This window comes from Nocardia paucivorans NBRC 100373 (assembly GCF_000308675.1).
GTDB lineage: Bacteria > Actinomycetota > Actinomycetes > Mycobacteriales > Mycobacteriaceae > Nocardia > Nocardia paucivorans.
In genome coordinates this window covers 173,710-200,149 of record NZ_BAGE01000057.1, presented here as the reverse complement: position 1 = coordinate 200,149, position 26,440 = coordinate 173,710, and the positions used below count along the sequence as shown (strand labels likewise).

Sequence of the window (26,440 nt, the reverse complement as noted above, 5' to 3'; positions counted from 1 at the left end):
ATTCGGCGCGGTGTGATCGAATCGACCGACCAGGTCGGCGTCGAGGAATGCCTGGAGTACGTACTCGCCGCCTCGGAATGGTGCCTGGTGGACCAGGAATTGACCATTACCCCGGAATTGGCCGGCGGCGCCTTCCTTTTGGCGGTCGATCCCCGGGCCGGGGAATTCGATGCGATGAAACAACAGAACCTGCCGCCGGAGCATCTTTTTTCCCGGCGCGCCGATTTCCTCACCTTCGGCATGCTCGGCCAGCTGGAGGCGACCGGTAATTGGCATCGGGTGGCCCGGGAATGGCTCTACGACGAGCCGCCGGTCACCGAGCTCGGCAGAATCCACCACCAATGGCTGGCGCAGCGCCGCTCGGCCACCCGCGGCGCACGTCGCGAGGCCTAACCACCGCTCGAGGAGCTGGAAGTCATGGCAGACGTACGGGAATTCGACCTGATCATCTTCGGCGCGACGGGTTTCGTGGGCAAGCTCACCGCGCAGTACGTATCGGGAGCGGCTCCCGCGGGGGCGCGTATCGCGCTCGCCGGACGTTCGCTCGACAAACTCACCGCGGTTCGCGATGAAATCGGCGTTCCCGATTGGGAACTCGTGGTCGCCGACACCGGTGACCAGGCCGCCGTGGACGCAATGGCCGCCCGCACCACCGCGATCATCACCACGGTCGGTCCCTATCTGCGCTACGGTATGCCGCTGGTCGCGGCCTGTGCGAAGGCCGGTACCCACTACGCCGACCTCACCGGTGAACCGTTGTTCATCCGCGACGCCATCGACGGCCACCACGACGAAGCCGTACGCACCGGGGCCAAAATCGTGAACTCCTGCGGCTACGATTCGGTCCCCTCCGATCTGAGCGTCTATCAGCTCTACCGCAGCACGGTGGCCGACAATACCGGCGAACTGGGCGACACCACCCTGATCGCGGAGATCAAGGGTGGCGTCAGCGGCGGCACCATTGATTCCGGCCGCGCCATGATGGAGGCCATCGCCGCCGATCCGGGCAAGCGCTCCATCCTGACCGATCCGTACTCGCTCAGCCCGGATCCGGCCCGAGACCCCGATCTGGGACCGCAGCCCGATATGACCACCGTCCGGCGGGCCGACACCATCGATCCGAGTCTGGACGGTTGGGTGGGCAGTTTCGTCATGGCCGCCCACAACACCAAGATCGTGCGGCGCAGTAATGGCCTGCTCGGCTGGGTTTACGGCAAGAATTTCCGCTATCGCGAGGTGATGAGCGCCGGTAGGTCCCCGGTGGCGCCATTGGTGGCGGCCGGTATATCCGGTGGTCTCGCGGCGGGTGTAGTGACCGGCGCGTTGTTGTCGCGGTTTTCGACCGGTCGCAAACTGTTGGACCGGGTACTACCGGCACCGGGCACCGGTCCGAGCGAGCACAGTCGGGAGACCGGCTGGTTCCGGTCGCGGACCTATACCCGCACCACCTCGGGCGCGCGCTATGTCGCGACCTTCGCGGGTAGCGGCGATCCCGGGTACAAGGCGACCGCGCTCATGCTCGGCGAGAGCGGGCTGTGCCTGGCCTTCGACTCCGACCGGCCCCTCGATGCCGACCGGCAACCGGCCGGGGTGCTCACACCGGCCGCGGCCATGGGTGACGCGCTCACCGAAAGACTGCGGGCCGCCGGCCTCACCATAGAGGTGAAGCGGCTACCGGACGCATGAACCCGGTACTACACCTCGTGCAAACCCCCATGGTGTAGGGAGGGGCGTGGCGATCGGCGGTCCGTTGCTCGGCCATCGAGATGCTCCGGGTGCCGATGTCCGGATCGTCATTGCCGTCACTTTCCGGGTGAACGTCCTCGTCGGCTATATCACCTATGCTGTCCGGACTTTCGACGTCCGGTGGATATTCGATTCCCTTGTGATTCCGGCACGGCCGGCCGAATGCGGCCGCACCACAGGGGAACCGGGGCATGTCCGATGCTCCGGAGCTCAACCGCCCTTCGCCCTCTCGAACCGAAGTGAAGGACTCTACCGAGCGGTAGAGTTCCGGTTTACCCGTGAAAAGTCCTGGGCGGAAGGGGGTTACGCGGATGGCGATACCGGATATCGGACAGGCCGCGGCCCGGCGGCTGTACGCGTCGGCTGTCGCCGGGGGTGGCGATGCGTTCGAATTGGCGGAGGACGTGGCCATCCGCCTGGCGGTGGCCTGTGACGCGCTGGTCGACGATTTGGATCGGGCTCGGGCGGGCGGACAGGTGATTGCGACACTGCCCGGGACGGCCGGCTTCCCGGACCTGCCCACCGGGTGGGCATTGGCGCGAGGTTTCGGCGGTAAGGCGTCCGAATATCTGGACACCCTCACCGCCCTGCAGGAGACCGCGTTGTTGTACAAGGCGGCGTATCTGGCCGCGGGGAAGAAATTCACCGAGGCCGACGCGGCGAACCGGGCCGCTGTCGCGTTGGTCGCCGCGCAACTGGCCGACCCACCGCCGGGCGTAGCGGAGGAAGGGGGCGCTCGTGGCTGACGCCCCCGATGTCGATCCGCCGTACGCGCCGGAACGCGAGCGTTTCGCCGGCTACACCCATCAGGAGATATGGGATGCGGTGCAGGCGCTCGACCCGAGCACACTCGGTCGCGCGGCGGCGGCCTGGCAGGCCAACGCCGACGCGGTGGCCGAGGCATTTCAGACCTTCGCCGATATCACCGACCGGGAATTCGGCCGGTGGTCGGGCCGGACCGCCCGAGCAGCCTGGCAGGCAACCCGCGAGTTCATCCGGGTGGGCCGTGACACCCAGGAGGTGTGCCGAGCCCTGCAGCGACTCATGGAAGGTAACAGTGACGCCGCGCAGAAGATCCGGGCCGCCATCTCGGCGCCGAAACCGTACCGTCCCCTGGGTGATCCGGTGGCGGAAGCAGTACACGGCGGAATACGCAGAATGAACCACGACACCGCGGCGGCCGAGGCCACGGCCGAAGCCCAGGACACGATGACATTTTTCTACACCCCGACCATCCCGGCCTCCGGTGACCGCGTCCCTCGCTTTCCCGCGCAACCCGAGCCCGGCGGGAGCCCGCGGCGGTGAAATGGGTACTCACCCCGGACGAGTTCGGTTACGTCTGGGCCAATGAGACGAGCCTGGACCGGCGTCCCTACCCGGTCAATCTGGCTCCGAGCGCCACCGTGCGCACCGAATCCGAATACGCCGCCCTGCGATTACCGCAGCGGTTCGCCAGACAAGCGGATCCGGATCTGGCGGCCGCCCTCATGCTGTGTGCCCGTCCCGACGCCACCACCATCACCGTCTCGGGGCAGCGTCGGGTCGCCACGGCCGCATCGGGTCGCGGTGTCGGTGCCGGCACAGGCGATACCGACAGCGAGCCCATCCTCGTCTTCGCGGCCGTCGTCCACCATCACGCCGCCATACTGCACGCCACCTCGAAAGCCGTGACGGTCCTGATGTGTCACGCCCGTGGCCTGGGCAAACGGATCGTGTCGATCATCGGCAGCGCGCAGCCGGGGAAACTGGGTCCCCTGCGCGAACCGCATGACGCGGTGCTCACCGATACGCCGATATCCGCGTCCGAGGGACAGCACGGCGCCGTCCGATTCCGCCAGGCCCTGCGTAAACCCGTCGACGGCCGCGGGTTCATCACCGTCACGGTGGAACCGGAGAACCCGATGTCCCCACCCACCCGACATCGCAGCTGGCTCGATATCCGGGGCGACGGGCGCTACCTGCTCACCGCGGGCGACGAGCTGGTCCTGCTTCCGGTCGGTGACATCGATTTCGCCGACAAACTGTCGGCGCTGGCCCAGATTCGGTGAGCCCGTCCGTGGTACTTCCGGGTGGTGGCGATGTGGACGACCTCGGCGAGCCTGGCCTTGTGCGCCGACGGTCTACGAGTGACCGATATCGATACCTCGGCTCGTCCCGGTTTCCGCGGTGACAAGTCCGATGGTCTGCGGTTGCTCGCCGAGCGCCGGCCGCTACTGGCCGAGCTCCAGGAAAAGCTCTACGCCAATGGCCGATGCGGGGATCGCCGCAGCGTACTGCTGATATTGCAGGGGATGGACACCGCGGGCAAGGGCGGTATCGTGCGCCATGTCATCGGCTCGGTGGACCCGCAGGGCGTCGACCACACCTCGTTCGGGGTGCCGACGCCCGAGGAAGCGCGCCACCACTATCTGTGGCGGATACGCAAGGCACTGCCGCGCGGTGGACAGTTGGGCGTTTTCGACCGCTCCCATTACGAGGACGTTCTGGTGGTGCGTGTACACGAGTTGGTTCCGCCCGCGGTCTGGGACGGTCGTTACGACGAGATCAACTCGTTCGAACGGGAGCTGGTCGACGGCGGCACCACCCTGGTGAAGGTGGCCATGTTCATCTCCCGCCACGAGCAGAAGAAACGTTTGCGCAAGCGGCTGGAACGCCCGGACAAATATTGGAAGTACAGTCCGGCCGATATCGACGAACGCGCCCTCTGGCCCGCCTACCAGGAGGCATACCAGGACGTGCTGGACCGGACCTCGACCGAGTACGCCCCCTGGTATGCGCTCCCCGCCGATGCCAAATGGTTCTCCCGGCTGGCCGTCACCGAGCTGCTCATCGAGGCCCTCCAGAGCCTTGGGCTGGACTGGCCGGCTCCCTCCTTCGATGTGGCAGCGGAGAAACGCCGGCTCGCCGACGTTTGAGGCGGCTCGTCCCGTCGGCGTGGTATCCGCGCAGACCCGCGGGCCGGTGTGATGATGTGGCGGTGTGTCGAGCCGCAGGCCGGTCGAGTGTGCCTCCCGTCACGGTAGGACCGGTGCCCGACCGGGCCCACTAGGATCGCCGGTAAAGGGACTTGTAGCCGAGCGAAAGGCGTGGTGAACACACGGTGAGCAGGAAACCGGGGCCGACCAATCCGTTGGAAGCGGCCCGGCGTGCCGATCGCCGGCGCAACATCCTGATCCAGGTGGCGGTGGCCGGGGTACTGATCGTGCTGATAGCGGCCATCGGTATCGGGCTCGCCCTCCGCGATTCCGGTGATTCCGACTCCGTCGCCGATATCGGCCCCGTTCCGACGGTGGCCACCGATAACGGCGCCATCCGGATCGGCGCCCCGGACGCCGAGACGACCGTGCGGGTCGTCGCCGATCTGCAGTGCCCGGCCTGCCAGATGTTCGAGGTCCGCAACGGCGCGCTGCTGCAACAGGTGACGACGGACGGCACCGCGGCCGTGGAGTACAACATCGCGGCGTTCCTGGATCGGGCCTCCAGCACGGAGTACTCCTCGCGCGCGGCCAACGCCTCCTATTGCGTCGCCGAGACCGGTACCGACAACTACCAGAAGTGGCTGCAGACCATGTTCGAGCGGCAGCCACCCGAGGGCGGTTCCGGTCTGCCTGACAGCGAACTGATCGAGATCGCGAAGTCCGCCGGTTACACCGATCCCTCGATCGGCCAGTGCATCGCCGAGCGCAGGTACGACAAGTACATTGCGGCCAAGTCGAATGCGCTGCTGGACGAGGGCATCAACAGCACACCGACGGTTTTCGTGGACGGTAAGCAGATCCAGCAGAGTCAACTGCAGTCGGCGATCGCGGAGGCCACGGGCCGGTGATCCGTATTCCGCAGCGGTCGGCCTGGGCATTGCTGCTCTGCGGCCTGGCCGGGTGGATCGCCGCCCTGGCCCTGACCATCGAGGATTTCAAACTGCTGAAGGACCCGGCCTATGTTCCTTCCTGCAGTTTGAACCCCGTCCTGTCCTGCGGATCGGTGATGGCCACCGACCAGGCGGCGGTGCTCGGTTTCCCGAATCCGATCATCGGCGTCGTCGGTTTCTCGGTTGTGGTGACCCTGGGCGTGCTGTCGGTGGTCGGGGTGGGGTTTCCTCGATGGATCTGGGCGGGTCTGTGGCTGGGAACGGCCGCGGGCACCCTGTTCGTCTGCTGGTTGATCTTCCAGAGCCTGTACCGGATCAACGCACTGTGCCCGTACTGCATGTTGGTGTGGGCGATCATCACTCCGCTGCTCGCGGTGATCACCCAACAGTTGTGGGGTGGTGACCGCGGGGCATTGCGGGTGGTCGCGGAATGGCGATGGACGTTCGTAGCTCTCTTCTACGCCGTGGTTCTGCTGTTGGTGTTCCTGCGCTTCCAGGACTACTGGTTGTCGCTGGTCTGATCCGGTCGCGCGGTCAGGAGAACACCACCGTCCGATTGCCGTGGACCAGCACCCGGCTCTCCAGATGCCAGCGCAGGCCGCGGGCCAGGACCACTCGTTCGATATCGCGGCCCTGCCGGACCATGTCCTGGACCTCGTCGGCGTGGTCGATGCGGATGACGTCCTGTTCGATGATCGGGCCCGCGTCCAGATCGGCGGTGACATAGTGGCAGGTCGCTCCGATCAGCTTCACCCCTCGGGCGAAGGCCTGATGATAGGGGCGGGCGCCGACGAAGGACGGGAGGAAGCTGTGGTGGATATTGATGGCCCGCCCCGCCCAGTGCTCGCACAGTTCGGGTGGTAGGACCTGCATGAACCGGGCAAGGACCACCGCATGGGGGTCGTGGGCGTCCACCAGATCGCGCACCCGCTCGAAGGCCGGGCCGCGTTCGGCGGGGTCCTTCGGAAACGGGACGTGGTGGAACGGTACGCCGTGGGCCTCGGTGATCTCGGCGAGGTCGGGATGGTTGCCGATCACCGCCTCGATGGTGGCGGGCAGTTCTCCCGAGATGGCGCGGCCGAGCAGGTCGTGCAGGCAGTGACCTTCCTTGCTGACCAGCAGCACCACGCGCCGGCGGACACCGGAATCGTGTACCTGCCAGTCGGTGGCCGAGCCGAGTTCGTCGGCGATCGCGGCGAATCGGCCGCGCAGTTCGTCCACCCCGAACGGCACGGTCGAGGCCTTCAACGCCTGCCGGGTGAAGAACCAGCCGGTATCGGGGTCGGAATGGTAGCCGGCCTCCACGATCGAGCCGCCGAAACCGGCGATGAACGAGCTGATCGTGGCGATGATGCCCGGCCGGTCCGGGCAGCCCATGGTGAGGACGTACCTGCGGTCGTCGGAGGTGGGTGCGGCGGAAACCATGTGGTCATCCTGCCAGGGCCGTGGGAGCTCGTGACCGGGCCGGTCGGTGTCGGTGCCAGTGGAGGCCGCTCACAGTTCGTAGAACGGCTCGGCATAGTGGAATACACCGATGATGTGGTCTTCGTAAGTGCTGAGTGTGCGGACCTGGAAATGGTCGACCCAACTCGGCTCGTCGGGATGGATACCGAGCCGGGCGCCGGGAACGAACCCGAACCTCGGGTAGTAGTCGAGACTGCCGAGCAGGCCGATAAGTGGCTCGTCGAGGGCATCGGCGGCACCGACGGCGGCGTGCACGAGTGCCGAACCGATACCCCGACCCTGCCGATCGGCCGATACGCCGAGCGGGCCGAGCGCCAGGACCGGGAACGGGCCGACGGCGGCGCGGGTGAGGCAGACGTGCCCGACGATCTCGTCGGATTCCACCGCCACCATGGACAGGGTCGGCACCCAGCCGGGGTCGCCGCGCAGTCGGTCGAGGAGCGCGATCTCCGGTGGGTCGGCGGGGGCGAGGCCGTCCGGAGCTGCTCCGCCGTGCGAGGTGTGAACCGCGTAGCGCGAGGCGAAAGCACTGCGGTGCACGGCGGCAACGGCGTCGGAATCGCCGGTGTGTTCGCGTCGGATCAGCAAGTGGTCTACTCCTCCCGGACTGTACCGAGTGTGCTCCGGTACGTTCGAGGCGCGCAATCGAATTCACCCGCCCCGCGCCGCCCGCGACCGACGCGGCGAGCGCGCTGTGTCAAACTCTCACCCCATGGCTGATCTACCGTCGCTGACGAGGGCCGAAGTGGCCGCGATGATCGACCACACCTTCCTGGCGCCGGAGGCGACACATGCCGATATCACGGCGTTGGTGGCCGAGGCCCGAGACCTCGGGGTGTACGGGATCTGTGTCTCCCCGTCCATGCTGCCGGTGCGGGCGCCGGGGCTGGTGGTGGCCACGGTGGTCGGCTTCCCCTCCGGAAAACATCATTCGTTGGTCAAGGGCGCCGAGGCCCGGTTGGCCGTGGATCAGGGGGCCACCGAGATCGATATGGTGATTGATGTGGGGGCCGCGGTGGCGGGGGATTTCTCCGCCGTGCTGGCCGATATCGTCACGGTTCGTGAGGCGATCGCCGACAAGGCGCTGCTGAAGGTGATCATCGAGTCCGCGGCCCTGTCCGACGAGGCGATCGTGGGGGTGTGTCGGGCCGCCGAGCGGGCGGGAGCCGATTTCGTGAAAACGTCCACCGGTTTCCATCCCGCCGGAGGCGCGAGCGTGCACGCCGTACGGCTGATGGCCGAAACCGTCGGTGGGCGGCTCGGAATCAAGGCCAGCGGCGGAATCCGCACCGCGGAGGCAGCCGCACAACTCGTCGCCGCGGGCGCCACCCGCCTCGGCCTGTCGAAATCGCGGGCCGTCCTGGACGGATTCGCCGATCCCCGGCAGCCGAGCGCAGGCCCCGGAGGCGGTAGCGGAGTGTGACCCCGGAGGGGGCCGGGAGGCTGCTCGTGGGGTTGTGTATCAGCAGGTCGCTTCGCTGTTCTCGGCCGGAGGTAGCCGGGTGGGTCCGCCGTGCAGATCCACCTCGAGACCGGAGTCGGTAACCCGCACCTCGGTGGGTTGCAGACCCATCGGATAGGTCTGCAGGCTGTCGGTCATCAGATCGACCACACCTTCGGCCAGATCGTTCGGTATTCCGATCCCGAGCAGGCTGGCCGAGGAGACCTGCACGTCCACCTTGCCGTCGCGTATCTGCGGAACGACCTGGAGGGTGCCGATTCCGCCCAGCACCCGCATATCCAGTTGTCCGGTCGCGGGAACGGACCGCACCTCGGAGACCAGGCCCTTCAAGGTCTGCGCGATACCCGGGTTGCTCCAGTCGACATGGGCCGCGGAGCTACCGATGGTGGTGCCGGTGGTGCTGCTGTCGGATACGTCGAGATCATTGAATCGGGCGTGTACCCGCATTCCGGCGGCGGGGCCGAAGTCGGCGTCGTCGCTGTCCACGGTCAGCTCGGACAGTTTGCCGTCGATCCAGGTGATGAGCAGGGGTTTGGGACCGAATCCCACTTTGATCCGGGAACCCATCTCTTTCTCGAACTGGCTGCTGATGCAGTTCGAGACCTTGTGCCGGGCGTAGGCCTCGCCCGCGACGAGCACGCCGGCCACTAGGACGACCACGGCGATCAGCGCGATCGGCACGATATGGCGTCGACCGGCCTTCGGAATGGAGCGGCTCTGGAGGGACATGGAACAGATTCTTCCCGAGATTTCTGTGTCCGTTATGAGCTCCGCTTATGGGTGTTCGGTGACCGGATGATCGCACCGGCCGGCTCGCGTCCGAGTGTGATATCGGGCACAGCTTGTGGATTCGGCGATTCCGCGCGATGGGGGCCGGGGCGCCACCGTGGGATGGGGCGCCACCGCCGACCAGGGCACGGTCAGTACGTTATCGCGTAGTCGGCGACGGTAGTCGTGTACCGGAAAGCCCTGTTCGCGCAGGATATCGGCCGCGACACGCCAGCGCACCCGTGGCCCGAACACCGCTTGGGGGGCGGCGTGCGCCCAGGCCCGATCGGCCGCGCCGAGCAGGGCGTGGACGCGTTCCCCGGGAATATTGCGGTGGATCAGCGCCTTCGGCAGCCGTTCGGCGATATCGGAGGGCCGTTCGACGGTGAATGGATCCCAGGCCAGGGTCAGCGAACGCGGTCCGTTGCCGTCCAGTAAAACCCAGGCGCAGCGGCGACCGAGTTCGTCGCAGGTGCCGTCGACGAGCAGACCGCCCGGGGCCAGATTCGACCGGACGGTGGCCCAGGCATCGGCCACCGCGGATTCGGGATACTGCCGCAACACGTTGAAGGCGCGCACCAGCACCGGTCGTAGTCCGGCCAGCTCGAAACCGCCGCGGGCGAAGGTCACCCCATCTCGGGGCGGCACCACGCGGTTCGGATCGATTTCCAGCCCTACGACCCGCACATCCGGGCGGACCCTCCGCAGCCGGGCTGCCAGCTCCAGGGTGGTCCACGGTTGTGCGCCGTATCCGAGGTCCACCACCAGCGGGTCGGCGGCATCTCGGAGGCGGGCGCCGATCAGAGGGTCGTGGATCAGCCGGCGGTCGCTGCGGCGCAGGCGGTTGATTCCGGTGGTGCCGCGGGTGATGTTTCCTACTGGTTCGTTCGGTCGGTGGGATGGTGTTCGTCGAGCCACTTCTGCGTTACTTCGGCTTCGGCCCGGAAGAGATCCACCAGATTCACCAGCATGAGCTGTTCCAGGCGTGGGCCCACCATCGGAATGAACACCTTGGCCTCCGAGGAGATACGCAGGGTGCAGCCGGTATCGGTGGGGAATAGGCGCATGGTGCCGCCGAGGCTGCCCGGGCCGGCGGGAATGGAGGCCGTGTAGCGGCCTTCCACTTCCGCCTCGAATGGCCCGAAATACTCCTTGCGGGTGATCACCATGTCCTTGCGGATCACGGTCTGCGCGATCTCGGGCAGGGTCTCCCGCGGGAGGATGTGGTGGGAGACCATCTCGATCCCCGCTTCGGTCACCTCGAGGCTCACCAGTTCGTTGGGTGAGTACTTCCGCATCTCCTCGATCCGGGCCTCCCAGTAGTCCCGGGTCGACAGCGCCGCGTACAACTCCTTGGTGGTGTGCAGCGGGTAGCGGGCGGAGTAGTCCAGTCGGCGGGCCATGGGCGGTTACGTTACCGGCAGCGGTGTCGACCGGGCATGGCCGGGCGGCCTTCGGGAGGCCGGGATCGATCAGTTCACGGTGATGCCGCGCTCGGTGATCCAGCTGTTGGTGAATTCCGTTTCGGCGTCCAGCAGGTCGGTGAGGCGTTCGGCCAGGACGGTTTCGATTTTCTTGCCGAACATCGGGATCTTCACCGTCACGGTGCCTTCGATGGTGGCGACCGCGCCGGTGGGCTCGTCGACGGCGATGATGGTGCCACTGGCCTCGGCGGGCGCATCCTGCACCCGGGCCTCGAAGGTCCCCTCCCGGCCGCCGGTCCAGGTCTCGACCCGCGGGATGACCAGATCACCCGGGCGGACCGCGCTGATGGCCTGGGGCAACAGTTCGGCGGGAATGTACTGCACCGTTTCGACCCGGCCGTGGTCCTCGCCGACCGTGAGTGAGACGAACCGGGCATTCGGTCCGCCGACCGCCGCGACCCGGTCCTTCCAGTACTGCTCGTCAGCGAAGGCGACTCGAATGACGTCGATGGGGTGAATGTAGCGAGCCGTATACGCCAGCGGTGTAGCCATGGATCGACACGCTACCGTCTGGACGTGCGAACTTCTCGGGTTGTCCCAACGGATGAACTGCGCGATCTGTTGGCCGGAACGGGTGCGCGGGTCCGCCCCGCCGTGCCGCTGGCCGAATTGACCACCCTGCGCGTCGGCGGGCCGGCCATCGTCGCCGATTGCGTGAGCACGGAGGCGCTGGTGGCCACCGTCGTGGCCCTGGACGCCGCCGGTGTTCCGGTGTTGTTGCTCGCCGGTGGCTCGAATCTGCTGGTGGGCGATGACGAGGTCCCCGGTGTGGTGGTTCGGGTCGCCTCCACCGGCGTGACCTTCGGCGCCGACAGTGTGACCGCGGAAGCGGGCGCCGTCTGGGACGATGTGGTCGCCCGGACCGTTCGGGCCGGGTTCGGCGGGTTGGAGTGTCTGTCCGGGATTCCCGGCTCGGCCGGGGCGACGCCGGTACAGAATGTCGGTGCCTACGGGGTGGAGGTGGCCGAGCTGCTCCGCCGGGTGCGGCTGCTTGATCGAATCACCGGTGAAACGTATTGGGTGGATCCGGACGATCTCGAGCTCGGCTATCGCACCAGCAGGCTCAAACACCGCGACGACGCCGTGGTGCTCGCCGTCGAATTCGCCCTCGATCCGTCCGGTGCGTCCGCGCCCCTTCGCTATCGGGAATTGGCCCGCGCGCTCGACGCCGAGGAGGGCGAGTCCCGGCCCGCCGCTCAGGTCCGGGCCGCGGTGCTCGCCTTGCGCGCCGGTAAGGGGATGGTGCTCGACGAGGACGACCACGACACCTGGAGCGCCGGTTCGTTCTTCACCAATCCGGTCGTGCCGGCGGCCGAGGTCGACCGGGTGCTCGCGGCCATCCGCGCTCGGGTGGGGGCGGATGTACCGGTACCCACCTGGACGGTGGCGGGCGGCACGAAGTTCTCCGCCGGATGGCTTATCGAACGGGCCGGTTTCGCCAAGGGATTCCCCGGGTCCGACGCCCCCGCTCGGTTGTCCACCAAACACACCCTGGCCCTCACCAACCGGGGCGCTGCCAGGGCCGCCGATCTGGTGGCCTTGGCACGTACCGTGCGCGACGGGGTCGCGGAGTGTTTCGGCGTCGAACTGGTTCCGGAGCCGGTGACGGTCGGGGTGGAGTTGTAGTTCCGGTGGCCCGCCGTACTGTGTGGCCGGGTCGTCGTCGGGAGCGTCGCGTCAGGAGGTGCGGCGCGCGAACCGTCCGGGGTCGGCCTGGTCGCGTGGTTTGACGATGATCTGGTCCAGGTTGACATGCGGCGGCCGGTTTGCGACGAATGCCACGATCTCGGCGATGTCCTGGGCGACGAGCGGGTCGATTCCCTCGTACACCTTCGCGGCGCGTTCGGCGTCTCCGCCGAACCGCACCAGGGAGAATTCGGTCTCCACCGCGCCGGGAGCGATCTCGGTGAGGCGGACGGGTTGACCGAGCAGTTCACCGCGCAGGGTGCGGTGCAGGACGGCCTGGGCGTGTTTGGCGGAGGTATACCCGGAACCGTTGTCGTAGGCGTGGAAGGCGGCGACGGAGGTGATGGTGACGATCAGACCGTCGCCGGAGGCGATGAGCTTGGGCAGCAGTGCCTTGGTGACGCGCAGCGTACCCAGGACATTGGTCTCCCACATCCAGCGCCAGTCGTCGAGGTCGGCCTCGGCGACCGGAGCCAGTCCTTTGGCGCCGCCCGCATTGTTGACCAGTACGTCCACTGTTTCGACGGCTTCGGTGAAGGCGCGCACCGATTCGTCGGAGGTGACGTCGAGCTCCAGGGCGGTGCCCCCGATATCGTCCGCCAGCCGCCGCAGCCGGTCGACGCGGCGGGCGCCCACGAACACGTGGTAGCCCTGTTTCGCGAGTTCTCGGGCGGTGGCCTCGCCGATACCCGAGCTGGCCCCGGTGACGACAGCGGTGCGTGTGCGCATGGGGCGATCTTAGGTGGCGGCATCGGGTGCGGTTCCGCGCCGGTCCGCGTACGACCGTGGATACACCGGCCGCCGCGGTCGCATCGGAACCCCGGATAACATGCCGGCATGGCACTTCGGGAAACGGTCAGCGCGGACGGAACCAACATCGTCTACCGGGTGAGTGGTCCTGCCGACGCTCGTCCGCTGGTGCTGGTGCATGGATGGTCGGCGGATCTGCGCTGCTGGGGCCGGGCGGCCGAGGAACTCGCCGAACGGTTCCGGGTGATCGCGCTCGATCTGCGCGGACACGGTTACTCGGGGGCGCCGGACACCGGATACGACGATTCGAAGAATTGGGCCGCCGATATCGCGGCGGTACTCACCGCGGAGTCGATCGAATCCGGGGCCGTGTTGGTGGGGTGGTCCTACGGTGGCCTGGTGATCGGCGATTATCTCACCGCGTACGGAACCGGCGCGGTGTCCGGTGTCGTCTTCACCGGGGCGATGGCCAATATCGGCCGTGGGGTGCCCGGTGCGGAGGTGGGGGAGGTCATCCAACGGGCGATGCCCGAGGCGTTCGAGGAGAGTCCGGGTAAGGCGATGCGTGGTTTCGCGGCCTTCGGCAATGCCAATACCGGCCCGGGCCGGGACAAGGGGGCCATCGCGCAGCGGTTGTTCGGTGCGAGCATGGCCACTCCGCCGTTTGTCCGCAAGGCGTTGTTCGTCCGGACGGTCGACAATACCGAGACCCTGCGTGGGCTCGATGTTCCCGTACTGGTGCTGCACGGTTCCGCGGACCCGGTCGTTCCTCTGGGCAATGGCCGCTATATCGCCGAGACCGTTCCGCAAGGCACCCTCTCCATCTGGGACGGGGCGCAGCACGGGCTGTTCATCGAGGACCCGGACCGATTCGTGGCCGAGGTGGACCGCTTCGTCGCGGGACTGTGACCCGGACGCCCCATTCATAGCGGCAATCGATGTTTCGGTATTTCTACCAGCGGATTTCGGATAGCCGAAATCCGCGATGTTATCAATATCACTGATTGGAATGTGTGCGTCGGGGCGGTGTGTTGCACCGTGCACTATGGACATCGTGAGTCAGCGCCAGGAACCACGGCCGAATCGGATAGCCGTGTTGACGGTGCACACCTCACCCCTGGCACAGCCCGGTACCGGTGACGCGGGCGGAATGAACGTCTACGTACTGCAGACCGCGCTCCAATTGGCCCGGCGAGGCACCGAGGTCGAGATCTTCACCCGTGCCACTTCGTCGGATCTGCCGCCGGTGCAGGAGGCCGCCCCGGGAGTGCTGGTTCGCAATGTCGTGGCCGGTCCGTTCGAGGGACTGGACAAAAACGATCTGCCCACTCAGTTGTGTCCGTTCACCGCCGAAGTGCTGCGCCAGGAGGCGCGGCACCTGCCCGGCCATTACGACCTGGTGCACTCGCACTACTGGCTGTCCGGCCAGGTCGGCTGGCTGGCCCGAGACCGGTGGCGGGTCCCGTTGATCCACACCGCGCACACCCTGGCCGCGGTGAAGAATGCCGCACTCGCCGAGGGTGACTGTCCCGAACCTGCCACCCGGGAAATCGGGGAGAAACAGGTGATCGCCGAGGCCGACCGGTTGGTTGCCAATACGACTCGGGAGGCCGGACAGCTCATCGACCTGTATGGGGCGACCGAGGATCGGATCGATGTGGTGCCACCGGGCGCAGACCTCGACCGCTACCGGCCCGGCGACCGGACCCGGGCCCGTGTCGAGCTCGGATTGGCCGCCGATGAGCAGGTCGTCGCGTTCGTAGGACGCATTCAACCGCTGAAAGCTCCGGACGTGCTGGTGCGGGCGGCTGCCGAGGTGCTGCGCCGGGAGCCCCGGCGCCGGCTGCGGGTGCTCATTGTGGGCGGCCCCTCCGGAACCGGATTGGAGCGTCCCGACGCGTTGATCGAATTGGCCGCCACGCTCGGTATCGCCGATCGCGTCACCTTCCTGCCCCCGCAGCCACCGGATCGGTTGGTGCAGGTATATCGGGCCGCGGATCTGGTCGCGGTGCCCAGTTACAACGAGTCGTTCGGCCTGGTCGCGGTCGAGGCCCAGGCCAGTGGAACGCCGGTGCTGGCGGCCGATGTCGGCGGGTTGGGCACTGCCGTCCGGCACGGACACAGCGGTCTGCTGGTGGCGAACCATCGCATTCCCGAATGGGCCGATGCCCTCGAATACCTGCTCGCCGATCCCGTCCGACTGGATCGGATGCGCTCGAACGCGGCCGAGCACGCGGCCAATTTCTCCTGGGAGCACACCGCCGAAGGACTGCTGGCCAGCTACCGGACCGCCTTGGCCGAGCGCAGGCGACGCGCCGGGCACGAGCGCTCCGCCACTATCCTCGGTGATGGTCAGGCCAAATCGCGGGCGCTGTGGCGGCGCCGGATGGGAGCACGACGGTGAGCGACGGAACGGCACCGCACGATTCGACCGGTTCGGCACCCGACGTCTCGGGCGTCACGCGGATCATCGACGAGACCCTGCGCGATCGGGAGATCGAATACACCCGGCCCGCCGAGGACACCTTCGTGGTGGTATTGCCCGGTGAGCGCAAATTGAAGACCAATGTCATGCTCACCGTCGGCACCTACGGGGTGCGAATCGAGGCCTTCGTCTGCCGGAAGCCCGACGAGAATTTCGGTGGCGTCTACAAGTTCCTGCTGCGGCGCAACCGTCGACTCTACGGTGTGGCCTACACCCTGGACCGGATCGGCGATATCTACCTGGTCGGCCGGATGCCCCACCACGCCGTCACCCCCGACGAACTCGACCGGATATTCGGTCAGGTGCTGGAGGCCGTCGACGCGGACTTCAACACCCTGCTCGAACTCGGATTCGCCGAATCCATTCGACGGGAATGGAAATGGCGGGTCTCGCGTGGGGAGTCGCTGAACAATCTGCGGGCCTTCGAGCATCTGGTGGATTCCGCCGACAAACCCTGAGTCGTTCGACGGGGTGAGCGAGCGCGGACCGGCCGGCGCAGGTGGCCGGGTGGCGGGCCCGTTTGGTAAGAGAAGGTATGACGGCTCTGGCGCTGGATATCGGCGCGACGAAGTTCGCCGCGGCGCGGGTGGATCCGACGGGACGGGTCGAGGCCGTGCAGCAGGTTCCGGTTCCGCGTTCGGCCGTATGGGAGGTGTGTCGCGGGCTGCTCGTTCGGGTGGCCGACAATGCGCCCGTGACGGCGGTGGGGATCGGTTCGGCCGGGCCGGTCGAGGTGTCGGCCGGAGTGACGGCTGCACTCAATATCCCGGAGTGGCGGTCCGGTTTCCCGATCGTCGACGCCGTTCGGGAGCTGTTTCCGGCCGCCGAGGTCCGTTTCGCCATCGATGGCGCCTGCCTGGCCCTGGCCGAACATCGGTGGGGTGCGTTGCGCGGTGTCGCCAATGGATTGGCGGTGACCGTGTCCTCGGGGATCGGTGGGGGGATCGTGCTGGACGGACGGGTCGTCGTGGGTCGCACCGGCAATGCCGGGCACATAGGTCATATCGTGGTCCCCGGCCAGGAGGTGCCGTGCGCCTGCGGGGGAGTGGGGTGCGTGGAGGCGGTGGCCAGTGGGATGTCGTCGGTGCGCTGGGCCCGGGCCCAGGGCTGGTCGGGACACAGCGGGGTGGAACTGGCCGCCGCGGCGGCCGTCGGGGAGCCGGTGGCCGCCGCGGCCCTGGAGCGAGCCGGTACCGCGCTCGGTCGGGCCCTGGCCTCGGCCGCGGCGCTGCTCGATATCGATCGGATCGTGGTCGGCGGGGGGTTCGCCGGGGCGGGTGATCCGCTGTGGCGCCCGCTCCGTGCCGCGGTCGCCCGGCATGCGGCGTTGTCCTTCACTCGCGAACTTCGGGTGGTGCCTTCGGAACTACCCGAGGGGGCGACCCTGGCCGGTGCCGGAATTCTGGCGGTCGACGCCGCTCGGTAGCGGTCGAATCCTCCGACGGCCTGGTAGAAGGCCCGCAACGATTACGGCCCACGCTCATGGCAGGATGGCCCGCATGACGTACACCCTCGTGTTGCTGCGCCACGGCGAGAGCGAATGGAATGCCATGAACCTGTTCACCGGCTGGGTGGACGTGCACCTCACCGACAAGGGCATCGCAGAGGGCAAACGGGCCGGAGAGCTGTTGGCCGAACACGGTGTGCTGCCCGATATCGCCTTCACCTCGCTGCTGCGCCGGGCGATCAGCACCGCCAATATCGCACTCGACGCCGCCGATCGGCACTGGATTCCGGTGGTTCGCGACTGGCGGCTCAACGAACGCCACTACGGTGCGCTGCAGGGCAAGAACAAGGCGCAGATCCGGGAACAGTACGGCGAGGACCAGTTCATGCTGTGGCGGCGCAGCTACGACACCCCGCCGCCGCCCATCGATGTCGACGACGAATACAGCCAGGAAGGCGATCCGCGCTACGCCGGTATCGAGGTGCCGCGTACGGAATGCCTGCTCGATGTGGTGAACCGGATGGTGCCGTACTGGGAGTCGACCATTTCCCAGGAGCTGCGCACCGGAAAGACCGTATTGGTCGCCGCGCACGGCAATTCGCTGCGCGCCCTGGTCAAACACCTCGATCGGATTTCGGATACCGATATCGCGGGGCTGAACATTCCCACCGGTATTCCGCTGCGCTACGAGCTGGACGAGGATCTGCGCCCGGTGCGTCCGCGGGAATACCTGGATCCGGAGGCCGCCGCCGCCGGCGCGGCCGCCGTGGCGAGCCAGGGCGGTAGGTAGAGCACTCGGAATTTCCGCGCCCGCGCCCCGATCCGTCAATGGATCGGGGCGCGGCTCGTTTGTGACTCGCAACTGCTTCGTCGGTCCTTCTTCGTGCGCGATTCGAATCGTTTCGGTTGTGCCGTTGTTTGTCCTTACCGACCGGTAAGGCATGTGTATGCTCTCGGACGCCCGACCAGTCCGAGAGATGGGTCACGTCGAATGAAGTTTGTGCTACGAGCCACGGTGGCCCTGGCGGCAACCGTACTGTTGGCTCCGCTACTGGGGAGCAGCGCATCCGCCGCGCCGAAACCCTCCGGGCCGGACGGGGGAGCGACGGGGGCCCAATGGGCGGCGACTCACGACGGTCCTCAGCAGTACCCGAATATCCACATCAGCTGGGATGTGCCGATCACCATGAGTGACGGCACGGTGCTGAAGGCGAATGTGTACCGTCCCGCCGATGCCACCGGCCGGCCGGCCGACACCCGCACGCCGGTCGTGGTCAATATGACGCCCTACACCAAGTTGGCCTCGAACCTGGTCGATCACATCGGTTCCGTGCCGGGGCTCTCCGACGCGCTCATGCAGATCGCCCGGGACTTCGATATGACCGGCACCCCGCTGTCCGGTCTCACCGATCTGACCAAGGCCTTCGGCGGCGGAGCGCTGCGCAACTTCGCCGTCGACCGGCAGTTGGTGAAGAGCGGTTACGTGCAGATCGTGGTGGATGTGCGCGGTACCGGCTTCTCCCAGGGCGTCTGGGATATGTTGCGGCAGCGGGAACAGCGCGACACCGTGGAGGTGATCGACTGGGCGTCTCGGCAACCGTGGTCCGACGGCCGGGTCGGGATGAGTGGTATGTCGTATTCGGGGATCAACCAGCTCCAGGCCGCCGAACAGCACCCGCCTGCCCTGAAGGCGATCTTTCCCGTGGTTCCCGGAAGCGACCTGGTCCAGGATGTGCTCATCCCCGGTGGCGGCTTCGGCTTCAACTTCATTCCGCTGTGGTTGGCCGGTATCAACCTGACCAAATGGGTTCCGGACGTGCAGTCGATACTCACCGGGGCCTTCGACCAGAAATGGCTACACGACCGGCTGTCTTCCCCGTTCACCTATCTGGATGTCTTCCTCGACGCCTACACCACCCCTCGGGTCGAGGATCTGGATCCCCGGCTCCAGGACATGATCCGCGGCGACAGCGCCGACCGGCAGGCCTGGTTGGGCGACCCCTCCCGGATCGGGGTGCCGACCTTCGTGACCGGCGGTTGGCACGATCTGTTCACCTACTCCGAGTCCCAGATCTACAACCAGATCCCGCTGCCGCCCGGGCAGAAACAGCTGCTGATGGGCGATACCTACCACATCAACTCCGGAAGTGAGACGGGTCGACCGGGGCTGCCACCGCGGCTGGACGTATTGCAGCGAGCCTGGTTCGACAAATGGCTCAAGGGCATCGACAACGGGATCGACGAGTACGGGCCGGTCACCCTGCGGCAGCAGGGCGGCGGCTGGGTCACCCAGGGCGGTTTCGGCGAGAGCGACCCGCAGCAGCAAGCCGAGTATCGGCGCATGTATCTGACGGCCGCGCCCAGCGGCACCGCCGGACACAGCGTGTACGACGGTTCGCTCACCCCGGCGGCCGGCTCCCCGGCCCGGCTGACCGTGGCCCCCGGTTTGACCGGTCTGTGCTCCAATGACGCCGCCCAGGCCACCGCCGGTCTGGTGGCGGTCATCAATGCCTGCGGCGCCGACTCGCGGATTCAGGAATCGAACGGCCTCACCTTTACCAGTGCTCCGGTCGCCGCGGCGGTCGAGATCTCCGGGCCGATGGCGGTGCGGCTCGAGACGGTGCAGGACGCCGCGGACGGGTACTGGGTGGTCACCGTGAACGATGTGGCGCCGGACGGACAGTCCCGGGTGCTGTCCTCGGGACAGCTCATGGCCTCGCTGCGGGAGATCGATGAATCCCTCAGCAGCCGGTCGGCCAATGGCGACTACATCGATCCGCGCCCGTTCCTGTCCGTCGACCATCGCCGGCAGACCGTGCCCGGTGAGGTCACCACCCTCGATATCGCGATTCCGGCGATCGAGGCGAAGCTGGAACCCGGACATCGATTGCGGGTCGATGTGTACGCGGGCAACTTTCCGAAGGGGTTGCCGATCCTGCCCATGCTGCTCGATACCGGGCTGAAGCCGCAGCATCTGCAACTCGACCCCAACCACCCGAGCTTCCTGAACGTTTCGGTCCTCGGCGATCCCGGTTGGTGAGGGGCGCCCGGAGTGTCGATCCGGGCGATTCTCGTCACATTCGTCCCGGATCGGAATCATTCCGAAATACCAGGTGATCGTGCCGCACGCCATGCGGCGCGATCACCTGGTCCGGGCCGGTCGGCGGCGGAAACGGTATGTCGCCGAGGGAGAACCGGCCCGACCCGAACAATGAGTGAACACACGGACAACGCTATTGAAACCGCCTGTGACCTGCGCGAAACATCGCCAACCCGGGGTTGGTTCGTGCGGTGGCAACCGTACGATTCATGGTGTGAGCGTTCCCCAGGCCGTGCTGTTGGCAGTCTTGGCGGCTGTTGTCGGACTGGCCGTCGGTGGACTGGTCATCCCTTATGTGAGCGCCCGACAGGCCGCGCGTAGACAGGCCAACTCCGGGTTGACCATGTCACAGGTACTGGATCTGATCGTGCTCGCCTCCGAGAGCGGAATCGCCGTCGTCGACCAATACCGCGATGTGGTGCTGGTCAATCCGCGGGCCGAAGAACTCGGCCTGGTCCGCGACCGGCTGCTCGACGAGCGCGCCTGGGCCGCCGTGGAGAAAGTATTGGCCACCGGGGAGTCCGCGGAGTTCGACCTCACCGCCAAGAACCCCAACCCCGGTCGCGGCCGGATCGCGGTGCGCGGTGTCGCCCGTCCGTTGTCGCCGGAGGAGACCGGCTTCACGGTCCTGTTCGCCGACGACGATTCCGAACAGGCCCGGATGGAGGCCACCCGGCGCGATTTCGTGGCCAATGTGAGCCACGAGCTCAAAACCCCGGTCGGCGCGATGAGCCTGTTGGCCGAAGCGCTACTGGAATCGGCCGATGACCCACAGGCCGTCCGCCATTTCGGTGAGCGGGTACTGGCGGAATCGAACCGACTCGGCAAGATGGTCACCGAGTTGATCGCGCTGTCGCGGCTTCAGGGGGCGGAGAAACTGCCGGAACTCGAAGTCGTCGATGTCGACACCGTCGTCGCGCAGGCCGTGGACCGTTCCCGCACCGCCGCCGAGGCCGCTGGGATCACCGTCAGCACCGACAAGCCCAGCGGGCTCGAGGTGCTCGGTGACGAGACCCTGTTGATCACCGCGCTGTCGAATCTGGTGGAGAACGCCATCAACTATTCGCCGCGGGGGTCGCATGTCTCGGTGAGTCGGTCGCTGCGCGGGAACTACGTGGCCATGGCCGTCACCGACCGCGGTATCGGTATCGCCAAGGAGGACCAGGAGCGGGTCTTCGAACGCTTCTTCCGCTCGGACAAGGCCCGCTCGCGCGCCACGGGTGGCACCGGTCTCGGGCTGGCTATCGTGAAACACGTGGCGGCCAACCACAATGGTGAGATCACCCTGTGGAGCAAGTTGGGTACCGGCTCGACGTTCACCTTGCGCATACCCGCCCACCTGGAAGCCGACGCTGCCGTCGACGGGTCCGCGAAGTCTGCCACGGAGCGGCCCGCGTCGATCAAGAGAGAAAACAGCCCGCGCCTTTCGGGGCCGGGCCGACCGAATGGTGTGGAGGCTCGCAGATGACGAGTGTGTTGATCGTCGAGGACGAGGAATCGCTGGCCGATCCGCTCGCCTTCCTGCTGCGCAAGGAGGGTTTCGAGGTCACCGTTGTGGGCGACGGCCCGTCCGCGCTCGCCGAGTTCGACCGGTCCGGTGCCGATATCGTGCTGTTGGATTTGATGCTGCCCGGTATGAGCGGCACCGATGTCTGCAAACAGCTACGGACCCGCAGCGGGGTGCCGGTGATCATGGTCACCGCTCGGGACAGTGAGATCGACAAGGTGGTCGGTTTGGAGCTCGGTGCGGACGACTATGTCACCAAGCCGTACTCCGCCCGGGAACTCATCGCCCGCATCCGCGCGGTCCTGCGGCGCGGGGCGAGTGAAGACCTCGACAGCGGCAGCGAGAACGGCGTCTTGGAGGCCGGGCCGGTGCGCATGGATGTGGACCGCCACACCGTGCAGGTCAACGGCAAACCGGTGACCCTGCCGCTGAAGGAGTTCGATCTCCTGGAATACCTACTCCGCAATTCCGGGCGGGTCCTCACCCGGGGACAGCTGATCGACCGGGTATGGGGCGCGGACTATGTCGGCGATACCAAGACCCTCGATGTGCACGTCAAACGACTGCGCTCGAAGATCGAGGCCGATCCGGCGCGCCCGGAACACCTGGTGACCGTCCGAGGCCTGGGCTACAAGCTCGAGGCCTGAGCGGGATGCGCCCGGAGGCGGTAGCGGAGTGTGGCCACGGAGGGTGCCCCGGTCAGGCCGTGTGGATGCAGCCTGAGCGGGATGCGCCCGGAGGCGGTAGCGGAGTGTGGCCACGGAGGGGGCCCCGGTCAGGGCAGGTGGAGCCAGACCTCGCCGAGCGGGGTCTCGGTTCGGCGCAGGATCGTCCAGCCCAGTAGGTCCTCCTGCATGCAGTCGTAGAGCGGGACCGTGGTGCCGTTGCCGCGGCAGACGATCTTTCGATCGGTACCGTGCGGGCTCATGATGAGGTGGCGGCCTGCGGCTCGGGCCGCGCCGGCCTCCGGGCTGTCGGCGGGGACGAATTCATCGGTTCGGTCGAAGAACCGGGTGGGGTCGGCGGATGCCTCCGGATCGGCGGCTGCCGTGGGCAGTGCGGACAGGGTGGCGCCGGCCGTGGTCAATACGGCCGCGGCCAGGATCGACGCGACGCGGGTCATGCTTCTACGGTACGGGCCGACTCGATGTGGTGTCGTGGGACGAATCCGTATCGACTGCCGGCCGATACGGTAGGACGCCGGCCGATACGGTAGGACATTGCCGGCGTGAGCTGCGACAGATCCGGGCGCGTTACTTCGCCACCGGGCCGTGGGCTGCTACGACCGGCCCGACTCGAACCCGATGACCTTCCTCGGATCGGTTTGTCCGGACGCCTTGCGCGCCGCCGCCTTGCGCTGTGCCCGCGCCGTGGCCGGGTGCACCGCGATGATGTCCAGACCTTTGCGCCGCTGCAACTGTCGGACGAGTTCGCGGTAGGCGGGCTCACCGATCAGTTCGATCAGTTCGTGGTCGTAGGACTTCCAGACCGGTTGGCTCCCGACGTGAGCGTCGGGCGAGCCGGTGCAGTACCAGTCGAGGTCGATGCCGCCCGGCCCCCAGGCGCGACGATCGAATTCGGTGATGGTGGTGCGCAGGATCTCCACCCCGTCCGGCCGGGTCACCCATTCCTGGATGCGGCGGATCGGCAGCTGCCAACACACATCCGGTTTGACGGTATGCGGTGGGACACCGAGGCGTTGGGCCATGATGTGCAGAGCGCAGCCCGCCCCGCCCGGGAAACCCGGTCGGTTCAGGAAAATGCAGGCACCGTCGACTCGGCGGGTTCGCTCGGCCGGTCCGGTGGACAGGTCGTCCCATTCCAGATAACCCTTGCGGCCGATCTTGCCCTTCTTGTTCCGGGCCTCCTCCATCAGCTGCCAGTCCTCGGGGGTGAGCATTTTCACCGCTTTGCGCAGCCGTTTGCGGTCGTCGGAGTCGGAGAGGAACGCCCCGTGGGTGCAGCAACCGGCGTCCGGTTGCCCGGCGAGGATGCCCTGACAGGCGGGCGTGCCGAAAACGCAGGTCCAGCGAGAGGTCAACCAGGTCAGGTCGGCGACGATCAGATGTTCGTCATCGGCGGGATCGAGGAATTCGAGCCATTCGCGCGGAAAGTCCAGCGGCGTCTCCTGCGAGGGCCGCATCTTGGGGGCGGGGTCCGGTGTTCGGGCCGGTTCGGCACCGGTCCGATCGTCGGAAGAAGTGCTGGTCCGGTCGCTCGTTGTTGCGCCTGACGTCACAATTTCCGACGTTAACACGTCGGCCGCCGGGGCAATGGTTCAGGTTCACCCAGTACCGTGTTCATGTGCGTCTAGGGGTACTCGATGTCGGCAGCAATACCGTTCACCTGCTGGTGGTGGACGCGCACCGGGGTGGCCACCCGATGCCGATGAGCTCCACCAAGGCGACGCTGCGGTTGGCGGAGAACATGGACGACGAGGGGCGGATAACCGACGAAGGCGCCCGTCGGCTCATCGATACCGTGGGCGACCTGGCCGCGCTCGCCAAAACTTCCGACTGTGTCGAACTCATGCCGTTCGCCACCTCGGCGGTGCGCGAGGCGACCAACTCCGACGAGGTGCTGGCCCGGGTGCGGGGCGAAACCGGAGTGGACCTGCGGGTGCTGTCCGGGGTGGACGAGGCCCGGCTGACCTTCCTGGCAGTGCGCCGCTGGTACGGCTGGAGCGCCGGACGAATCCTCAACCTGGATATCGGCGGCGGTTCGTTGGAAATGAGCAACGGGGGCGACGAAGAACCCGACGTGGCGCTGTCTCTGCAATTGGGCGCGGGTCGGCTGACCCGCAAATGGCTGCCCGAGGATCCGCCGAGCAAACGACGGGTCTCTTTACTGCGCGACTGGCTCAATGCGGAACTGGTCGCTCCCGCCAAGGAACTGTCCGCCGCCGGGAAACCCGATCTCGCCGTCGGAACCTCGAAGACCTTCCGCTCGCTGGCCCGGCTCACCGGTGCCGCGCCATCGGGCGCCGGCCCCCGGGTACGCCGTACACTGACCATTTCGGGGCTGCGTCAGCTCATCGCCTTCATCTCCCGGATGACGGCGGCCGATCGTGCGGAATTGGAAGGCGTCAGCGCCGAACGGTCACGGCAACTGGTGGCCGGGGCCCTGGTCGCGGAGGCGAGTATGCGAGCGCTGTCACTGGATAGCCTGGAAATTTGTCCCTGGGCGCTGCGTGAGGGGCTGATTCTGCGCAAACTGGATACCGATGTGGACGGTGGACTGCCGATGGCGAGCGCACCGGGCGCGGCCGCCGAGAACAGTGGGCCGACACCCGGCGATAGCGCATCGCAGGGCTCGATCGAAACGGTGCCGTCATGAGTGAGGAATCCCAGCAGCTGTCCGTCGCGGAACTACTCGCGCGCAACGGACAGTCGGGGGCGGCGTCCGGGGGCGGTCGACGTCGCCGGGCCGGACGCGGTATCTCGGTGGCCGAGTTGGCCGGTGATATCCGGCCCGGGGCCGGTGGCCGTCGTTCGGCGCATTCGGCGTCCGACGACGAGGAGGCCGCCGCCGAATACGGTGCCACCGCGGTCGATGAAGAGAACTTGCCCGGTTACGACGCGTCGGGGACGGACAGCTCTCCTGCCGTGTCGAGTACGGACGACAATCGGGCTCCCGTGGGTCTCTACGATCTGCCGGACTCGGGAATGTCTCCCATGTCCGGCCCGATCGCCCGGTACGACCCCCTCGCACCGCCCGTCGAACAGGCCGAGGAACCGCCCGCGAGGCCGCGGCGCTCCCGATACCGGGACGACGACGAATCCGATAGCGCACCACAGTCTTTCACCCCCGAATACTTCGGCATCGAGTCGCACGGGTCCTCGGACGACGGTTCGCGTCCGGGTGGCCGTCGCCGTCGCCGTGCCGAACCCGAGGACGGGCCCGACGAGTTCGGCCCCCTCGGATCCGCCGACGGGCGGGTGGCCGCCGAGGCGCCCGTGCCCTGGGAGGCCGGTCCGCCGGAACCGCCCGGCGGGGGCCGTACGGCCCGCAGACACGCCGCGGAGGCGGCCGACGCCGAGTCGGCCTGGGCTTCGGACAACAGAGGTTTCGGCCCGGAACCGGGGCCGGTAGGGCCGGTCCCGGCCCCGCACGGGCTCGGACCGGACGGCGCGGACGCCTCCTGGGCTCCGGATTTCGCCCCCGGTAACGATCCACGTCCAGCGCTTCCTCGGCGTCGACGTGGGAACGCGGCTCCGTCCGGGGACGGCGAACCGCCCGCCCGGCCGGTGCCGGACGACCGCCACGACGCACCGGCCGGCGGCTCGCCCGCGGGTTTTGGAAGTGAGCCCACCGTCGCCTGGTCGATGGACGGCCGGGGACAGCAGCTCTTGGCCGGCGATTCGGTCGCGGGAGAGCTGCTGCGCGAACAGGCCGGCCGAATCGGGCCGGATCCGGGCCCACGTGGACGGGGTGGTCCCGTCCCGGCTCCGCCGAAGGTGGATTCCGACCCGCGCGGGGAGGATTTCGCCGAACCCGGATATCCGGATGCCCCCGGATATCCGGATATCTATGAGACCGAGGTGTTCGGCCCGCACCGAGCCCATGGCGACGATTCCGCTCAGTACGATTCCGCCGAGTTCGATTCCGCTCAGTACGATTCCGCCGAGTTCGATTCCGCTCAGTACGATTCCGCCGAGTTCGACTCTGCTCAG

General features: G+C 67.3%; 27 protein-coding genes and 1 pseudogene. 19 read left to right on the top strand and 9 right to left on the bottom strand.

Annotated elements, in window-relative coordinates; genetic code table 11:
- From ON32_RS21595 to ON32_RS21560, 8 genes and pseudogenes are all read left to right on the top strand, one after another.
- Positions 1 to 393: pseudogene (locus ON32_RS21595) on the top strand (AarF/ABC1/UbiB kinase family protein); the annotation flags it as partial.
- Positions 394 to 417: 24 nt separating this feature from the next.
- A complete protein-coding gene (locus ON32_RS21590; RefSeq protein ID WP_040792767.1) occupies positions 418 to 1,686 on the top strand; it encodes a saccharopine dehydrogenase family protein in 1,269 nt (422 codons plus the stop codon).
- Between the two features lie 371 nt (positions 1,687 to 2,057).
- A complete protein-coding gene (locus tag ON32_RS21585; RefSeq protein WP_051133538.1) occupies positions 2,058 to 2,492 on the top strand; it encodes a hypothetical protein in 435 nt (144 codons plus the stop codon).
- A complete protein-coding gene (locus ON32_RS21580; RefSeq protein WP_040792766.1) occupies positions 2,485 to 3,051 on the top strand; it encodes a hypothetical protein in 567 nt (188 codons plus the stop codon). The genes ON32_RS21585 and ON32_RS21580 overlap by 8 nt, the downstream gene beginning before the upstream one ends.
- Complete coding sequence (locus ON32_RS21575) at positions 3,048 to 3,794, top strand: ESX secretion-associated protein EspG (RefSeq protein WP_040792765.1); 747 nt, start codon at positions 3,048 to 3,050, stop codon at positions 3,792 to 3,794. Before ON32_RS21580 ends, ON32_RS21575 begins: the two co-directional genes overlap by 4 nt.
- Before the next feature lie 30 nt (positions 3,795 to 3,824).
- Entirely contained in the window at positions 3,825 to 4,661 is an 837-nt protein-coding gene (locus ON32_RS21570) for a polyphosphate kinase 2 family protein (protein ID WP_040792822.1), read from the top strand.
- A gap of 185 nt (positions 4,662 to 4,846) precedes the next feature.
- Entirely contained in the window at positions 4,847 to 5,572 is a 726-nt protein-coding gene (locus ON32_RS21565) for a DsbA family protein (RefSeq protein WP_040792764.1), read from the top strand.
- Positions 5,569 to 6,135, top strand: coding sequence for a vitamin K epoxide reductase family protein (locus ON32_RS21560; RefSeq protein ID WP_051133537.1), 567 nt, complete (start codon positions 5,569 to 5,571; stop codon positions 6,133 to 6,135). Before ON32_RS21565 ends, ON32_RS21560 begins: the two co-directional genes overlap by 4 nt.
- A 13-nt stretch (positions 6,136 to 6,148) precedes the next feature.
- Here the strand turns inward: ON32_RS21560 and purU are convergent, their stop codons facing one another.
- Together purU and ON32_RS21550 are read right to left on the bottom strand one after the other, a co-directional pair.
- On the bottom strand, positions 6,149 to 7,039 hold the full coding sequence (gene purU / locus ON32_RS21555) for a formyltetrahydrofolate deformylase (protein WP_040792763.1): 891 nt from the start codon (positions 7,037 to 7,039) through the stop codon (positions 6,149 to 6,151).
- A 69-nt stretch (positions 7,040 to 7,108) separates the two neighbouring features.
- Positions 7,109 to 7,666, bottom strand: a complete 558-nt coding sequence (locus tag ON32_RS21550) for a GNAT family N-acetyltransferase (protein WP_040792762.1) — start codon at positions 7,664 to 7,666, stop codon at positions 7,109 to 7,111.
- A gap of 124 nt (positions 7,667 to 7,790) precedes the next feature.
- Between ON32_RS21550 and deoC the strand changes: the two genes are divergently transcribed.
- A complete protein-coding gene (gene deoC, locus ON32_RS21545; protein ID WP_051133536.1) occupies positions 7,791 to 8,501 on the top strand; it encodes a deoxyribose-phosphate aldolase in 711 nt (236 codons plus the stop codon).
- Positions 8,502 to 8,540: 39 nt separating this feature from the next.
- Here the strand turns inward: deoC and ON32_RS21540 are convergent, their stop codons facing one another.
- From ON32_RS21540 to ON32_RS21525, 4 genes are all read right to left on the bottom strand, one after another.
- The gene (locus ON32_RS21540; RefSeq protein ID WP_040792761.1) at positions 8,541 to 9,269 is read right to left on the bottom strand and encodes an LmeA family phospholipid-binding protein; all 729 of its coding nucleotides are present in this window, start codon (positions 9,267 to 9,269) and stop codon (positions 8,541 to 8,543) included.
- A gap of 45 nt (positions 9,270 to 9,314) precedes the next feature.
- Positions 9,315 to 10,226: a class I SAM-dependent methyltransferase gene (locus tag ON32_RS21535; protein WP_245551206.1), complete on the bottom strand. Its 912-nt coding sequence runs from the start codon at positions 10,224 to 10,226 to the stop codon at positions 9,315 to 9,317.
- Complete coding sequence (locus ON32_RS21530) at positions 10,184 to 10,711, bottom strand: DUF2505 domain-containing protein (protein ID WP_040792760.1); 528 nt, start codon at positions 10,709 to 10,711, stop codon at positions 10,184 to 10,186. The genes ON32_RS21535 and ON32_RS21530 overlap by 43 nt, the downstream gene beginning before the upstream one ends.
- A 69-nt stretch (positions 10,712 to 10,780) precedes the next feature.
- Complete coding sequence (locus ON32_RS21525; protein WP_040792759.1) at positions 10,781 to 11,284, bottom strand: DUF2505 domain-containing protein; 504 nt, start codon at positions 11,282 to 11,284, stop codon at positions 10,781 to 10,783.
- Positions 11,285 to 11,341: 57 nt separating this feature from the next.
- Here ON32_RS21525 and ON32_RS21520 point away from each other — a divergent pair, with 57 nt between their 5' ends.
- Positions 11,342 to 12,418, top strand: a complete 1,077-nt coding sequence (locus ON32_RS21520) for a UDP-N-acetylmuramate dehydrogenase (RefSeq protein WP_083874703.1) — start codon at positions 11,342 to 11,344, stop codon at positions 12,416 to 12,418.
- 51 nt (positions 12,419 to 12,469) lie between these two features.
- Here ON32_RS21520 and ON32_RS21515 read toward each other — a convergent pair whose 3' ends face one another.
- Positions 12,470 to 13,207 carry an SDR family NAD(P)-dependent oxidoreductase gene (locus ON32_RS21515; RefSeq protein ID WP_040792758.1) on the bottom strand — a complete coding sequence of 246 codons (738 nt, stop codon included), beginning with the start codon at positions 13,205 to 13,207 and terminating at the stop codon, positions 12,470 to 12,472.
- Between the two features lie 108 nt (positions 13,208 to 13,315).
- Between ON32_RS21515 and ON32_RS21510 the strand changes: the two genes are divergently transcribed.
- From ON32_RS21510 to ON32_RS21475, 8 genes are all read left to right on the top strand, one after another.
- Positions 13,316 to 14,137 (top strand): alpha/beta fold hydrolase, encoded by an 822-nt coding sequence (locus ON32_RS21510; protein ID WP_040792757.1) that lies wholly within the window; start codon positions 13,316 to 13,318, stop codon positions 14,135 to 14,137.
- Positions 14,138 to 14,273: 136 nt separating this feature from the next.
- A complete protein-coding gene (mshA, locus tag ON32_RS21505) occupies positions 14,274 to 15,632 on the top strand; it encodes a D-inositol-3-phosphate glycosyltransferase (RefSeq protein ID WP_040792756.1) in 1,359 nt (452 codons plus the stop codon).
- A 65-nt stretch (positions 15,633 to 15,697) separates the two neighbouring features.
- On the top strand, positions 15,698 to 16,171 hold the full coding sequence (locus tag ON32_RS21500) for a type III secretion system chaperone family protein (RefSeq protein WP_373284346.1): 474 nt from the start codon (positions 15,698 to 15,700) through the stop codon (positions 16,169 to 16,171).
- Between the two features lie 77 nt (positions 16,172 to 16,248).
- Positions 16,249 to 17,139, top strand: a complete 891-nt coding sequence (locus tag ON32_RS21495; protein WP_040792755.1) for an ROK family protein — start codon at positions 16,249 to 16,251, stop codon at positions 17,137 to 17,139.
- A 73-nt stretch (positions 17,140 to 17,212) separates the two neighbouring features.
- The gene (locus ON32_RS21490) at positions 17,213 to 17,950 is read left to right on the top strand and encodes a phosphoglyceromutase (protein ID WP_040792816.1); all 738 of its coding nucleotides are present in this window, start codon (positions 17,213 to 17,215) and stop codon (positions 17,948 to 17,950) included.
- 201 nt (positions 17,951 to 18,151) lie between these two features.
- Positions 18,152 to 20,200, top strand: a complete 2,049-nt coding sequence (locus ON32_RS21485; RefSeq protein WP_040792754.1) for a CocE/NonD family hydrolase — start codon at positions 18,152 to 18,154, stop codon at positions 20,198 to 20,200.
- A gap of 274 nt (positions 20,201 to 20,474) precedes the next feature.
- On the top strand, positions 20,475 to 21,728 hold the full coding sequence (locus ON32_RS21480) for a sensor histidine kinase (RefSeq protein ID WP_040792753.1): 1,254 nt from the start codon (positions 20,475 to 20,477) through the stop codon (positions 21,726 to 21,728).
- On the top strand, positions 21,725 to 22,414 hold the full coding sequence (locus tag ON32_RS21475) for a winged helix-turn-helix domain-containing protein (protein WP_040792752.1): 690 nt from the start codon (positions 21,725 to 21,727) through the stop codon (positions 22,412 to 22,414). Before ON32_RS21480 ends, ON32_RS21475 begins: the two co-directional genes overlap by 4 nt.
- A gap of 128 nt (positions 22,415 to 22,542) precedes the next feature.
- On the opposite strand, the gene ON32_RS21470 is transcribed toward ON32_RS21475, so the two are convergent.
- The gene (locus ON32_RS21470; RefSeq protein ID WP_040792751.1) at positions 22,543 to 22,890 is read right to left on the bottom strand and encodes a hypothetical protein; all 348 of its coding nucleotides are present in this window, start codon (positions 22,888 to 22,890) and stop codon (positions 22,543 to 22,545) included.
- Between the two features lie 156 nt (positions 22,891 to 23,046).
- Complete coding sequence (locus ON32_RS21465) at positions 23,047 to 23,910, bottom strand: DUF3109 family protein (protein ID WP_051133535.1); 864 nt, start codon at positions 23,908 to 23,910, stop codon at positions 23,047 to 23,049.
- A gap of 161 nt (positions 23,911 to 24,071) precedes the next feature.
- On the opposite strand from ON32_RS21465, the gene ON32_RS21460 reads away from it, so the two are divergent.
- Positions 24,072 to 25,103, top strand: coding sequence for a Ppx/GppA family phosphatase (locus tag ON32_RS21460; RefSeq protein ID WP_040792750.1), 1,032 nt, complete (start codon positions 24,072 to 24,074; stop codon positions 25,101 to 25,103).
- The last annotated feature ends 1,337 nt before the right edge of the window (positions 25,104 to 26,440 follow it).

Excerpts from the sequence above, each read along its gene's own strand:
- ON32_RS21590 (WP_040792767.1), top strand. The coding sequence starts at position 418 with ATGGCAGACGTACGGGAATTCGACCTGATCATCTTCGGCGCGACGGGT.
- ON32_RS21585 (WP_051133538.1), top strand. The coding sequence starts at position 2,058 with ATGGCGATACCGGATATCGGACAGGCCGCGGCCCGGCGGCTGTACGCG.
- ON32_RS21570 (WP_040792822.1), top strand. The coding sequence starts at position 3,825 with ATGTGGACGACCTCGGCGAGCCTGGCCTTGTGCGCCGACGGTCTACGA.
- purU (WP_040792763.1), bottom strand. The coding sequence starts at position 7,039 with ATGGTTTCCGCCGCACCCACCTCCGACGACCGCAGGTACGTCCTCACC.
- deoC (WP_051133536.1), top strand. The coding sequence starts at position 7,791 with ATGGCTGATCTACCGTCGCTGACGAGGGCCGAAGTGGCCGCGATGATC.
- ON32_RS21540 (WP_040792761.1), bottom strand. The coding sequence starts at position 9,269 with ATGTCCCTCCAGAGCCGCTCCATTCCGAAGGCCGGTCGACGCCATATC.
- ON32_RS21530 (WP_040792760.1), bottom strand. The coding sequence starts at position 10,711 with ATGGCCCGCCGACTGGACTACTCCGCCCGCTACCCGCTGCACACCACC.
- ON32_RS21525 (WP_040792759.1), bottom strand. The coding sequence starts at position 11,284 with ATGGCTACACCGCTGGCGTATACGGCTCGCTACATTCACCCCATCGAC.
- ON32_RS21515 (WP_040792758.1), bottom strand. The coding sequence starts at position 13,207 with ATGCGCACACGCACCGCTGTCGTCACCGGGGCCAGCTCGGGTATCGGC.
- ON32_RS21510 (WP_040792757.1), top strand. The coding sequence starts at position 13,316 with ATGGCACTTCGGGAAACGGTCAGCGCGGACGGAACCAACATCGTCTAC.
- mshA (WP_040792756.1), top strand. The coding sequence starts at position 14,274 with ATGGACATCGTGAGTCAGCGCCAGGAACCACGGCCGAATCGGATAGCC.
- ON32_RS21495 (WP_040792755.1), top strand. The coding sequence starts at position 16,249 with ATGACGGCTCTGGCGCTGGATATCGGCGCGACGAAGTTCGCCGCGGCG.
- ON32_RS21490 (WP_040792816.1), top strand. The coding sequence starts at position 17,213 with ATGACGTACACCCTCGTGTTGCTGCGCCACGGCGAGAGCGAATGGAAT.
- ON32_RS21485 (WP_040792754.1), top strand. The coding sequence starts at position 18,152 with ATGAAGTTTGTGCTACGAGCCACGGTGGCCCTGGCGGCAACCGTACTG.
- ON32_RS21475 (WP_040792752.1), top strand. The coding sequence starts at position 21,725 with ATGACGAGTGTGTTGATCGTCGAGGACGAGGAATCGCTGGCCGATCCG.
- ON32_RS21470 (WP_040792751.1), bottom strand. The coding sequence starts at position 22,890 with ATGACCCGCGTCGCGTCGATCCTGGCCGCGGCCGTATTGACCACGGCC.
- ON32_RS21465 (WP_051133535.1), bottom strand. The coding sequence starts at position 23,910 with ATGCGGCCCTCGCAGGAGACGCCGCTGGACTTTCCGCGCGAATGGCTC.